We start from the raw sequence: 12,465 nt of genomic DNA, 5'->3' as shown, positions 1-12,465 counted from the left end.
GAAGCGGGTTTTTTATTAGCGACTCAACGATTACTCGTTGTCGGAGCCACCCAGACCTGCGTTCAGCAGTTCTGCCAGGCTCGCGGATGCATCTTCAGCAGTAACCTGCGGTGCAGCTGGCAGTTCGCCTGCAGCACGACGACGCATACGATCCTGATGGTACGCATAACCGGTACCAGCCGGGATCAGACGACCCACGATAACGTTCTCTTTCAGACCGCGCAGTTCATCACGTTTACCTGCAACAGCGGCTTCGGTCAGGACACGAGTCGTTTCCTGGAACGATGCTGCAGAGATGAAGGACTCGGTTGCCAGAGACGCTTTGGTGATACCCAGCAGATCGCGCGAGAAGGTCGCACCGATTTTGCCGTTCGCTTCCAGTTCGCGGTTAGCGATCTTGACGCGTGAGTATTCCACCTGCTCGCCTTCGAGGAACTCGGAGCTGCCCGCGTTTTCGATGGTTGCTTTACGCAGCATCTGACGAACGATAACTTCGATGTGTTTATCGTTAATCTTAACGCCCTGCAGGCGGTATACGTCCTGTACTTCGTTAACGATGTAACGAGTAACAGCATGCACACCACGCAGACGCAGGATGTCGTGCGGCGCTTCTGGACCGTCGGAAACCACGTCACCACGTTCTACGCGTTCACCTTCGAACACGTTGAGCTGACGCCACTTAGGAATCATCTCTTCGTACGGTTCGCTGCCATCTACTGGAGTGATAACCAGACGGCGCTTACCTTTGGTCTCTTTACCGAAGGAGATGATACCGCTGATTTCAGCCAGGATTGCCGGCTCTTTCGGACGACGTGCTTCGAACAGGTCCGCAACGCGTGGCAGACCACCGGTGATGTCCTTGGTACCGCCGGATTCCTGAGGAATACGCGCCAGGGTGTCACCAGAGCTGATCTGTACGCCATCTTCCAGCTGTACAATCGCTTTACCCGGCAGGAAGTACTGCGCAGGCATATCGGTACCTGGGATCAGAACGTCATTACCCTGAGCATCAACGATTTTCAGTGCAGGACGCAGATCTTTACCGCCGGTAGTACGTTCAGCAGAATCCAGAACCACCAGAGAAGACAGACCGGTCAGCTCGTCAGTCTGACGAGTAATGGTCTGGCCGTCGATCATGTCAGTGAAGCGGATGAAACCACTTACTTCGGTGATAACCGGCATGGTGTGTGGATCCCAGTTTGCAACGGTTTCACCGCCGGCAACCTGCTCGCCATCACCTTTCGCCATAACCGCACCGTAAGGCACTTTATAGCTCTCTTTGGTACGACCGAATTCGTCGATCAGCTTCAGCTCGGTGTTACGTGAAGTGATAACCAGTTTACCGCTGGAGTTCACAACCGATTTCGCGTTGCTGAGCTTGATGCTACCTTTGTTTTTCACCTGGATGCTGGATTCAGCAGCCGCACGAGATGCCGCACCACCGATGTGGAACGTACGCATCGTCAGCTGTGTACCCGGCTCACCGATGGACTGTGCCGCGATAACGCCGATGGCTTCACCTTTGTTGATGATGTGGCCACGCGCCAGGTCACGACCGTAGCAGTGCGCACATACACCAAAGTCGGTGTCACAGGATACAACGGAACGCACCTTCACGGAGTCAACAGAGTTCGCTTCCAGCAGGTCACACCACTGTTCGTGCAGCAGGGTGTTGCGTGGAACCAGAATGTCTGCGGTGCCCGGCTTCAGGATGTCTTCCGCGGTCACACGACCCAGTACGCGATCGCGCAGTGGCTCTTTAACATCACCACCCTCGATAACCGGGGTCATGGTGATACCTTCGAGGGTGCCACAATCGTCTTCGGTCACAACCAGATCCTGCGCAACGTCTACCAGACGACGCGTCAGATAACCGGAGTTCGCGGTTTTCAGTGCGGTATCCGCCAGACCTTTACGCGCACCGTGCGTGGAGATGAAGTACTGGAGTACGTTCAGACCTTCACGGAAGTTCGCGGTGATTGGCGTTTCGATGATGGAGCCATCTGGCTTCGCCATCAGACCACGCATACCTGCCAGCTGACGAATCTGTGCTGCAGAACCACGCGCACCGGAGTCGGCCATCATGTAGATGCTGTTGAAGGAAACCTGCTGCTCTTCTACGCCGTCACGGTTAATCACGGTTTCGGTCTGCAGGTTGTCCATCATCGCTTTGGATACACGATCGTTCGCCGCTGCCCAGATATCGATAACTTTGTTATAGCGTTCGCCCGCGGTAACCAGACCAGACTGGAACTGCTCCTGGATCTCAGCAACTTCAGCTTCCGCTTCAGAGATGATCTCGTGTTTCTTCTCTGGGATGACCATGTCATCGATACCAACAGATGCACCTGAACGCGCTGCATAAGCAAAGCCGGTGTACATAGTCTGGTCAGCGAAGATAACGGTCGGCTTCAGGCCCAGAATGCGGTAACAGGTGTTCAGCATTTTGGAGATCGCTTTCTTGCCCAGCGCCTGGTTGACGATGGAGAAAGGCAGACCTTTCGGTACGATCATCCACAGAATGGCACGGCCAACGGTCGTGTCTTTCAGGCTGGTTTTCGCAACGAATTCGCCGTTTGCATCTTTTTCGTATTCGGTGATACGCACTTTAACGCGCGCATGCAGAGAGGCCAGGCCAGCGCGATAAATACGCTCAGCTTCTTTCGGGCCAGTCAGCACCATGCCTTCGCCTTTGGCGTTAACACAGTCACGGGTCATGTAGTACAGACCCAGTACAACGTCCTGAGAAGGAACAATGATTGGCTCACCGTTCGCTGGAGACAGGATGTTGTTGGTAGACATCATCAGCGCACGCGCTTCGAGCTGGGCTTCCAGCGTCAGCGGTACGTGAACAGCCATCTGGTCACCATCGAAGTCGGCGTTATAGGCCGCACAAACCAGCGGGTGCAGCTGGATCGCTTTACCTTCGATCAGGACTGGCTCAAATGCCTGGATACCCAGACGGTGCAGGGTTGGTGCACGGTTCAGCAGTACCGGGTGTTCGCGGATAACTTCGTCCAGGATATCCCAAACGACAGCTTCTTCACGCTCAACCATTTTCTTAGCGGCTTTGATGGTGGTGGCCAGGCCACGCAGTTCCAGCTTGCCGTAGATGAACGGTTTGAACAGCTCCAGTGCCATTTTCTTCGGCAGACCGCACTGATGCAGACGCAGGTATGGACCTACGGTGATTACAGAACGACCGGAGTAGTCAACACGCTTACCGAGCAGGTTCTGACGGAAACGACCCTGTTTACCTTTGATCATGTCGGCCAAAGATTTCAGAGGACGTTTGTTAGAACCGGTGATCGCACGACCGCGACGACCGTTATCCAGCAGGGCATCTACCGCTTCCTGCAGCATACGTTTTTCGTTGCGTACGATGATGTCCGGCGCAGCCAGATCCAGCAGACGTTTCAGACGGTTGTTACGGTTGATCACGCGACGATACAGATCGTTCAGATCGGACGTTGCGAAACGACCACCATCCAGCGGAACCAGTGGACGCAGATCTGGCGGCAGAACCGGCAGAACGGTCAGGATCATCCACTCTGGCTTGTTACCAGACTGAACGAACGCTTCCAGCAGTTTGATACGCTTGGTCAGCTTTTTACGCTTGGTTTCGGAGTTGGTTTCGTTCAGCTCTTCACGCAGCTGCTCGCACTCTTGCTCCAGATCCATGCTCTTCAGCAGAGCCTGAATAGCTTCCGCACCCATCTTCGCGTCGAATTCGTCACCGAACTCTTCCAGCGCGTCCAGATACTGCTCTTCAGTCAGGATCTGATGACGTTCCAGGTTCGTCATCCCGCCTTCGATAACCACATAAGATTCGAAGTACAGAACACGTTCGATATCACGCAGCGGCATATCCAGCAGCAGACCGATACGGGACGGCAGTGATTTCAGGAACCAGATGTGAGCAGTCGGAGACGCCAGCTCGATGTGGCCCATGCGCTCACGGCGCACTTTGGTCTGGGTCACTTCAACGCCGCACTTCTCACAGATCACACCGCGGTGTTTCAGGCGCTTGTACTTACCGCACAGGCACTCGTAATCTTTTACTGGCCCGAAAATACGCGCACAGAAAAGGCCGTCACGCTCAGGCTTGAACGTACGGTAGTTGATGGTTTCCGGCTTTTTAACTTCACCGAAAGACCATGAACGGATCATGTCTGGCGAAGCCAGAGCAATTTTGATCGCATCAAACTCTTCGGTTTTAGTCTGCGCTTTCAGAAACTTTAATAAATCTTTCACGGATTTGCTCCCGTCGGAGTTAGCACAATCCGGTGCCAGGGGTTAACCCGGCACCAGTGACCTGTTTGAGCGAGAATTACTCGTCTTCCAGTTCGATGTTGATACCCAGCGAACGAATCTCTTTCAACAGTACGTTGAAGGATTCTGGCATGCCTGGTTCCATCTGATGGTTGCCGTCCACGATGTTTTTATACATCTTAGTACGACCGTTCACGTCATCAGACTTAACGGTGAGCATTTCCTGCAGGGTGTATGCCGCGCCGTATGCTTCCAGCGCCCACACTTCCATCTCCCCGAAGCGCTGACCACCGAACTGTGCCTTACCACCCAGCGGCTGCTGAGTAACCAGGCTGTAAGAACCGGTAGAACGAGCGTGCATCTTGTCGTCGACCAGGTGGTTCAGTTTCAGCATGTACATGTAACCTACGGTTACCGGACGTTCGAACTGTTCACCGGTACGGCCGTCAAACAGCGTAATCTGACCAGACGTTGGCAGACCACCCAGTTGCAGCAGCTCTTTAATTTCAGCTTCTTTTGCACCGTCGAATACCGGCGTTGCAATTGGCATACCTTTGCGCAGGTTCTCTGCCAGACGCAGCACTTCTTCATCGCTGAAGGTGTTCAGGTCGACTTTCTGACGCACGTCGGTACCCAGATCGTAGGCACGCTGGATGAATTCGCGCAGTTTCGCGACTTCCTGCTGCTGTTTCAGCATGGCGTTAATCTTGTCGCCGATGCCTTTCGCAGCCATACCCAGGTGAGTTTCCAGGATCTGACCAATGTTCATACGAGACGGTACGCCCAGTGGGTTCAGTACGATATCTACCGGCGTACCGTTAGCATCGTGCGGCATATCTTCGATCGGGTTGATCTTAGAGATAACACCCTTGTTACCGTGACGACCTGCCATCTTATCACCAGGCTGGATCTGACGTTTAACAGCCAGATAGACCTTAACAATCTTCAGCACGCCTGGTGCCAGATCGTCGCCCTGAGTGATTTTGCGGCGTTTCGCTTCGAGTTTTTTCTCGAACTCGTGTTTCAGTTCGTCATACTGCTCAGCCAGCTGTTCCAGCTGATTTTGTTTCTCTTCGTCGGTCAGGCCCAGTTCCAGCCAGCGATCGCGTGGCAGTTTGTCGAGCTTCTCAGCTTCAACGCCACCGGCAACCAGCACCGCATAGATACGGCTGAACAGACCCGCTTCGAGGATCTGCAGTTCTTCAGACAGGTCTTTCTTAGCCTGTTTGAGCTGCATCTCTTCGATTTCCAGCGCACGCTTATCTTTCTCAACGCCATCACGAGTGAAGACCTGAACGTCGATAACCGTACCGGAAACACCGTTTGGTACGCGCAGAGAAGAGTCTTTAACGTCAGACGCTTTCTCACCGAAGATGGCACGCAGCAGTTTCTCTTCTGGCGTCAGCTGGGTTTCACCTTTCGGCGTAACCTTACCCACCAGAATGTCGCCGCCGGTCACTTCCGCACCGATGTAAACAATACCGGATTCATCCAGTTTGGAGAGCGCAGCTTCACCCACGTTAGGGATGTCAGCAGTGATCTCTTCTGGCCCCAGCTTGGTGTCACGGGACACGCACGCCAGTTCCTGAATGTGGATGGTGGTGAAACGATCTTCCTGAACCACACGCTCGGAGACGAGGATGGAGTCTTCGAAGTTGTAACCGTTCCACGGCATGAACGCTACGCGCATGTTTTGACCGAGCGCCAGTTCACCGAGGTCGGTGGACGGACCGTCTGCCAGCACGTCGCCGCGCTCAACTGGCTCACCCAGAGATACGCAAGGCATCTGGTTGATACAGGTGTTCTGGTTAGAACGGGTGTATTTGGTCAGGTTATAAATGTCGATACCTGCTTCGCCCGGGTACATCTCGTCTTCGTTAACTTTGATAACGATACGGGAGGCATCCACGTACTGAACAGTACCGCCACGCTTAGCAACTGCAGTAACACCGGAGTCAACGGCAACAGCACGTTCCATACCGGTACCAACCAGCGGCTTATCAGCACGCAGAGTTGGAACGGCCTGACGTTGCATGTTCGCACCCATCAATGCACGGTTGGCGTCATCGTGTTCCAGGAACGGGATCAGGGACGCACCGACGGATACCACCTGCTGGGTGGATACGTCCATGTAGTCAACCTGGTCGCGGCTGAACAAGCTGGATTCGCCTTTGCTACGGCAGGTAACCAGATCTTCTACAAAGTGGCCTTCGTCATCCAGGTTGGAGTTCGCCTGAGCGATAACGTAGTTGCCTTCTTCGATAGCAGACAGGTAATGAATTTCGTCGGTAACAACACCGTCGGTCACTTTACGGTACGGGGTCTCGAGGAAACCGTATTCGTTTGTCTGTGCATACACGGACAGGGAGTTGATCAGACCGATGTTTGGACCTTCAGGCGTTTCGATTGGACATACGCGACCGTAGTGCGTCGGGTGTACGTCTCGAACTTCGAAGCCTGCACGCTCACGGGTCAGACCGCCAGGGCCGAGTGCAGAGATACGACGCTTGTGCGTAATCTCAGACAGCGGGTTGTTCTGGTCCATGAACTGAGACAGCTGGCTGGAACCGAAGAACTCTTTCACTGCTGCAGAAATCGGCTTGGCGTTGATCATATCCTGAGGCATCAGGGTATCCAGATCGCCCAGAGACAGACGCTCTTTCACCGCACGCTCTACACGTACCAGGCCAACGCGGAACTGGTTTTCCGCCATTTCGCCTACGGAACGGATACGACGGTTGCCGAGGTGGTCGATGTCGTCCACTTCGCCTTTGCCGTTACGGATATCGATGAGCTTCTTCATCACTTCGATGATGTCGTCTTTGCTCAGGATACCGGAACCTTCGATTTCGTCGCGCAGCAGAGAACGGTTGAACTTCATACGACCAACCGCGGACAGATCGTAGCGGTCTTCGGAGAAGAACAGGTTCTCGAACAGGCTTTCAGCCGCTTCGCGAGTTGGTGGCTCACCAGGACGCATCATGCGGTAGATTTCAACCAGCGCGCTCAGACGATCGTTGGTTGGGTCGACGCGTACAGTCTCAGAGATGTACGGACCGTGGTCCAGATCGTTGGTGAACAGCGTTTCGATACGTTTGTGGCCAGCCTGACTCAGCTTAGCCAGCAGATCCAGGCTCAGCTCCATGTTAGCCGGGCAGATCAGCTCGCCAGTTGATTCATCAACGTAATCTTTCGCGGCTACTTTTCCTGCAATGTATTCAACCGGAACTTCGATGTGTTTGATATCATCTTTTTCCAGCTGGCGGATGTGGCGCGCGGTGATACGGCGACCTTTTTCCACATACACTTTGCCGTCGGCTTCGATGTCGAACGACGCGGTCTCACCACGCAGACGTTCCGGCACCAGCTCCATCTGCAGCTTGTTGTCGCGGATTTCAAAGATCACTTTCTCAAAGAACAGGTCCAGGATCTGCTCAGTGGTATAGTTCAGTGCACGCAGAATGATGGTTGCAGGCAGTTTACGACGACGGTCGATACGGACAAACAGGTTGTCTTTTGGATCGAACTCGAAGTCCAGCCAGGAACCACGGTAAGGAATGATGCGTGCGTTATACAGTACTTTACCGGAAGAGTGCGTTTTACCTTTATCGCTGTCGAAGAAGACGCCCGGGCTACGATGCAGCTGGGAAACGATAACACGCTCAGTACCGTTAATAACGAAAGTACCGTTGTCCGTCATGAGTGGAATTTCACCCATGTAGACTTCTTGTTCTTTAATGTCTTTTACGGTGCCTTCCGGCGCTTCGCGCTCGTAGATCACCAGACGCAGTTTCACGCGCAGCGGTGCGGAATAGGTCACGCCACGGATCTGACATTCCTGAACGTCAAACACCGGTTCGCCAAGGCGGTAGCTGACGTACTGCAGCTCGGAGTTACCGCTGTAGCTCTGAATCGGGAACACGGAGCGGAAGGCTGCTTCCAGACCGTACTGCCCTTCAGGATCTTGCTCGATAAACTTCTGGAACGAGTCAAGCTGGATAGAAAGGAGATATGGAATGTCCAGAACTTGTGGACGTTTACCAAAATCCTTACGAATACGTTTTTTCTCGGTATAGGAGTAAACCATAGGGTTCCTCAGCTCGCTGACAAGTCGACCCATCTGTCCGACGAAGGGACAGTTTGTGCAACACCATTTTGTGGACCGGAAAATTGAATACTTTCCGCAATACCTGTTGCTATCACGCTTAAACCATTTCATTGCGATTTACACAGAGCGAGCACCCTGTCGCAGTATATTAAGTCGTCGATAGAAACAAGCATTGTCAGGACAATCAGCAGTCAAACAGTGTGAAATGCTACTGATGCCTTACAGCGCAAAAAGGCTGGTGACTAAAAAGTCACCAGCCATCAGCCTAATGACTTAGGCTGCAACCAGAAAAGTTGGCTTATTTAACTTCAACTTCAGCGCCAGCTTCTTCCAGAGATTTTTTCAGTGCTTCTGCGTCGTCTTTGCTCACGCCTTCTTTCAGCGCAGCTGGAGCAGATTCTACCAGGTCTTTAGCTTCTTTCAGACCCAGGCCAGTTGCGCCACGTACTGCTTTGATAACAGCAACTTTGTTCGCGCCAGCAGCTTTCAGAATTACGTCGAATTCAGTTTTTTCTTCAGCAGCTTCAGCCGGGCCCGCAGCTACAGCTACAGCAGCAGCAGCAGAAACACCGAATTTTTCTTCCATTGCAGAAACCAGCTCTACAACGTCCATTACGGACATAGCTGCTACTGCTTCAATGATTTGATCTTTAGTGATAGACATTTAAATTGTTCCTGAAAATCAGAATAAGTTTATACGTAAGCAAATGCTTTATAAAGATAACTGCGATTAAGCAGCTTCTTTCGCATCGCGTACAGCAGCCAGAGTGCGAACCAGTTTGCCAGCCGCAGCTTCTTTCATGGTTGCCATCAGGCGTGCAATTGCTTCTTCGTAGGTCGGCAGGGTTGCCAGGCGATCGATTTGCGATGCCGGGATCAACTCACCTTCAAAGGCTGCAGCTTTGACCTCAAATTTTGCATTCGCTTTCGCGAACTCTTTGAACAGACGAGCAGCAGCGCCCGGGTGTTCCATAGAGTATGCAATCAGGGTCGGACCAACAAACGTGTCTTTCAGGCACTCGAACTGAGTACCTTCAACTACGCGGCGCAGCAGGGTGTTACGAACAACACGCATGTATACGCCAGCTTCACGACCTGCTTTACGCAGTTCAGTCATTTTGTCTACAGTAACGCCACGGGAATCCGCAACTACTGCAGACAGCGCGCCTTTGGCTACTTCGCTGACTTCAGCAACAATCGCTTGTTTGTCTTGAAGATTTAAAGCCATTAGCTTTGCTCCTGGATGTTTGCCGGAACTCATGTTCCGGAACTCACTTCACTCTCCCCAACGGAAAGAGCGTCTTAATACGGTGAGCAGAAACAAGCCAGAGTATCCAAAAATAATCTTAGCGTTCTGTCACCGTCTACGCAGGGGATTAAGTCTCTTGCGAAACACCTGCGGTCTTCGACGGAGGCCTGGATTAGGCCAGGCTCCAACGAACAATTCTTTTAGCCGCTAACTTTCGTTAGCAAACGTGGGGGTAAGATTGTAGACAAAATCACCGCCCACGTAAAGGCATTAGTTTGCAGCAGCGCTCAGGCCAGCCTGGTCAACTGCAACACCTGCACCCATGGTGGTGGAGATGCTAACTTTCTTGATGTACACGCCTTTCGCCTGAGTTGGTTTTGCTTTTTTCAGCGCAACCAGCAGAGCTTCCAGGTTTTCTTTCAGTTTGTCAGCGTCAAAGTCCACTTTACCGATGGTGGTGTGGATGATGCCGTTTTTGTCGTTACGATAACGAACCTGACCTGCTTTAGCGTTCTTAACCGCTTCAGCAACGTTAGGGGTTACAGTACCCACTTTCGGGTTTGGCATCAGGCCGCGTGGACCCAGAACCTGGCCCAGCTGGCCAACAACGCGCATTGCATCTGGAGAAGCAATAACAACGTCAAAGTTCATTTCGCCTTTCTTGATCTGATCAGCCAGATCTTCCATACCTACCAGTTCAGCGCCGGCAGCTTTAGCAGCTTCAGCGTTTGCACCCTGAGCAAATACAGCTACACGTACGGAACGGCCAGTACCGTGTGGCAGTACAGTTGCGCCACGAACGTTCTGATCGGATTTACGCGCGTCGATGCCCAGGTTAACGGCAACGTCAACGCTTTCAACGAACTTAGCAGTTGCCAGTTCTTTCAGCAGAGCGATAGCTTCGTTGATGTCGTACTGTTTGGTCGCATCAACTTTGTCACGGATCACGGACATGCGCTTGGTCAGTTTAGCCATTTCTTAGTCCTCCACTACCAGGCCCATGGAACGTGCAGTACCTTCGATTGAGCGAGTCATCGCTTCAATGTCGGCACCAGTCATGTCGGCAGCTTTGGTCTGCGCGATTTCCTGCAGCTGAGCGCGGGAAATTTTACCCACTTTGTCTTTGTTCGGTTTACCGGAACCAGACTTGATACCAGCCGCTTTCTTCAGCAGAACTGCTGCAGGAGGGGTTTTGGTAACGAAAGTGAAAGAACGGTCAGCGTAAACAGTGATTACGACTGGGATTGGCAGACCTTTTTCCAGGGATTCCGTTTTTGCGTTGAACGCTTTACAGAATTCCATGATGTTCACACCCTGCTGACCCAGAGCTGGACCAACTGGTGGACTTGGGTTCGCCATACCAGCTGCAACCTGCAGCTTGACGTAGGCTTGTACTTTCTTAGCCATTCTAAAATCCTCTGATTGGGTAATAGCGCCTCAGTGAGGCTCCCCGTGAATAAAATTCGTTTTACGGGCCGGGCCCATAAAAACAAAAGGCGCGAAATTGTATTCCAATCTCGCGCCCTGTGCAACGATTAAATCGTCGCTTTTTTGATCGCTGCTTAGGCTTTTTCGACCTGCGCAAAGTCCAGTTCTACCGGGGTCGCACGACCGAAGATAGATACAGAAACTTTCAGGCGGGACTTTTCGTAGTCCACTTCTTCAACGACGCCGTTAAAGTCAGCAAACGGACCGTCATTAACACGAACCATTTCACCCGGTTCAAACAGCGTTTTCGGACGCGGCTTATCACCAACCTGCTGCAGGCGGTTCATAATCGCATCCACTTCTTTGTCGCTGATTGGCGCCGGACGGTCAGACGTGCCGCCGATAAAGCCCATCACGCGCGGTACGCTGCGCACCAGGTGCCAGCTCGCGTCGTTCATCACCATCTGAACCAGCACGTAACCCGGGAAGAATTTGCGCTCGCTTTTGCGACGCTGGCCGCCACGGATCTCGACCACTTCTTCGGTCGGAACCATAACTTCGCCAAATAACTCTTCCATGTTGTGTAATTTGATATGCTCACGCAGCGACGTTGCTACGCGGCCTTCAAAACCGGAAAACGCCTGAACGACGTACCAGCGCTTTTTAGGGGCTTCAGACATCTCAGAACCTCAGGCCAGTGATAAAGGATACCAGGCGAACCAGAATACCATCCAGTCCCCACAGGATCAGTGACATTACAGCGGTAACCGCCGCTACGATCAGCGTGGTGTGCAATGTTTCCTGGCGAGTCGGCCAAATTACCTTACGGACTTCGGTACGCGCTTCGCGAGCAAAAGCGACGGTCGCTTTGCCTTTCGTCGTCAACAGCGCGACACCACCCGCTGCAGCAATCAGAATTACCACTGCAAGCGCGCGTAGCGGCAGCATCATGTCACGATAAAGGTAGTTGCCGACAATCGCTACGATCAGCAGAACGGCTACTACTACCCATTTCATCGCTTCCAGGCCGCGCCCGCTCCCTTGAGCTTCGGTATTCGCACTCATAAACCAACCTGTCAGAAGTATTCTACAAACATTTTCACCCCGCGATTGCGAGGCAAACCAAATCGAAATGCTAATTCGCTTTTCGAATTATACGCTCTCTGCAGAGCCTGTCTCAGCAATGATTATGACAAAAATAATCACTGATGAGCCAGGTTCTGACGTGAAAGCGTGCAAAAAGGGCATCAAATGATGCCCTTTTATTGCGCATTGCGTCAAATGTTATCAGCAATTAGCCGAGAACTTTAGCAACCACGCCCGCGCCAACGGTACGGCCACCTTCACGGATTGCGAAACGCAGACCGTCGTCCATCGCGATTGGGTGGATCAGCGTCACAACCATCTT

General features: G+C 52.6%; 9 protein-coding genes. All 9 read right to left on the bottom strand.

Translation table 11 applies throughout. From position 1 onward, the window contains the following. Positions 1–30: 30 nt before the first annotated feature. Positions 31–4,254, bottom strand: a complete 4,224-nt coding sequence (gene rpoC / locus AA74_RS0101135; protein WP_008503454.1) for a DNA-directed RNA polymerase subunit beta' — start codon at positions 4,252–4,254, stop codon at positions 31–33. Positions 4,255–4,330: 76 nt separating this feature from the next. Next, positions 4,331–8,359 (bottom strand): DNA-directed RNA polymerase subunit beta, encoded by a 4,029-nt coding sequence (rpoB, locus tag AA74_RS0101130; protein WP_008503453.1) that lies wholly within the window; start codon positions 8,357–8,359, stop codon positions 4,331–4,333. 319 nt (positions 8,360–8,678) lie between these two features. Beyond that, on the bottom strand, positions 8,679–9,044 hold the full coding sequence (rplL, locus tag AA74_RS0101125) for a 50S ribosomal protein L7/L12 (RefSeq protein ID WP_002445276.1): 366 nt from the start codon (positions 9,042–9,044) through the stop codon (positions 8,679–8,681). Positions 9,045–9,110: 66 nt separating this feature from the next. Then, positions 9,111–9,608 (bottom strand): 50S ribosomal protein L10, encoded by a 498-nt coding sequence (rplJ, locus tag AA74_RS0101120; RefSeq protein WP_003862338.1) that lies wholly within the window; start codon positions 9,606–9,608, stop codon positions 9,111–9,113. A 291-nt stretch (positions 9,609–9,899) separates the two neighbouring features. Further along, positions 9,900–10,604 carry a 50S ribosomal protein L1 gene (gene rplA / locus AA74_RS0101115; protein WP_006810530.1) on the bottom strand — a complete coding sequence of 235 codons (705 nt, stop codon included), beginning with the start codon at positions 10,602–10,604 and terminating at the stop codon, positions 9,900–9,902. Positions 10,605–10,607: 3 nt separating this feature from the next. After that, the gene (gene rplK / locus AA74_RS0101110) at positions 10,608–11,036 is read right to left on the bottom strand and encodes a 50S ribosomal protein L11 (protein WP_008503452.1); all 429 of its coding nucleotides are present in this window, start codon (positions 11,034–11,036) and stop codon (positions 10,608–10,610) included. Positions 11,037–11,191: 155 nt separating this feature from the next. Beyond that, on the bottom strand, positions 11,192–11,737 hold the full coding sequence (gene nusG / locus AA74_RS0101105; protein WP_003862341.1) for a transcription termination/antitermination protein NusG: 546 nt from the start codon (positions 11,735–11,737) through the stop codon (positions 11,192–11,194). A gap of 1 nt (position 11,738) precedes the next feature. Beyond that, on the bottom strand, positions 11,739–12,122 hold the full coding sequence (gene secE / locus AA74_RS0101100) for a preprotein translocase subunit SecE (protein WP_003862342.1): 384 nt from the start codon (positions 12,120–12,122) through the stop codon (positions 11,739–11,741). A gap of 229 nt (positions 12,123–12,351) precedes the next feature. After that, the coding region (locus AA74_RS1000000122530) for an elongation factor Tu (RefSeq protein ID WP_000607214.1) at positions 12,352–12,465 on the bottom strand (114 nt) is incomplete at its 5' end.

Source organism: Enterobacter sp. 5-4, from assembly GCF_000612205.1.
Taxonomy (GTDB): domain Bacteria; phylum Pseudomonadota; class Gammaproteobacteria; order Enterobacterales; family Enterobacteriaceae; genus Enterobacter; species Enterobacter roggenkampii.
This window is presented reverse-complemented; position numbering and strand designations above follow the sequence as displayed.

Bases quoted from the DNA above. Each gene is read 5' to 3' on its own strand.
- nusG (WP_003862341.1), bottom strand. From the start codon at position 11,737: ATGTCTGAAGCCCCTAAAAAGCGCTGGTACGTCGTTCAGGCGTTTTCC.
- rplA (WP_006810530.1), bottom strand. From the start codon at position 10,604: ATGGCTAAACTGACCAAGCGCATGTCCGTGATCCGTGACAAAGTTGAT.
- rplL (WP_002445276.1), bottom strand. From the start codon at position 9,044: ATGTCTATCACTAAAGATCAAATCATTGAAGCAGTAGCAGCTATGTCC.
- rplK (WP_008503452.1), bottom strand. From the start codon at position 11,036: ATGGCTAAGAAAGTACAAGCCTACGTCAAGCTGCAGGTTGCAGCTGGT.
- rplJ (WP_003862338.1), bottom strand. From the start codon at position 9,608: ATGGCTTTAAATCTTCAAGACAAACAAGCGATTGTTGCTGAAGTCAGC.
- rpoB (WP_008503453.1), bottom strand. From the start codon at position 8,359: ATGGTTTACTCCTATACCGAGAAAAAACGTATTCGTAAGGATTTTGGT.
- secE (WP_003862342.1), bottom strand. From the start codon at position 12,122: ATGAGTGCGAATACCGAAGCTCAAGGGAGCGGGCGCGGCCTGGAAGCG.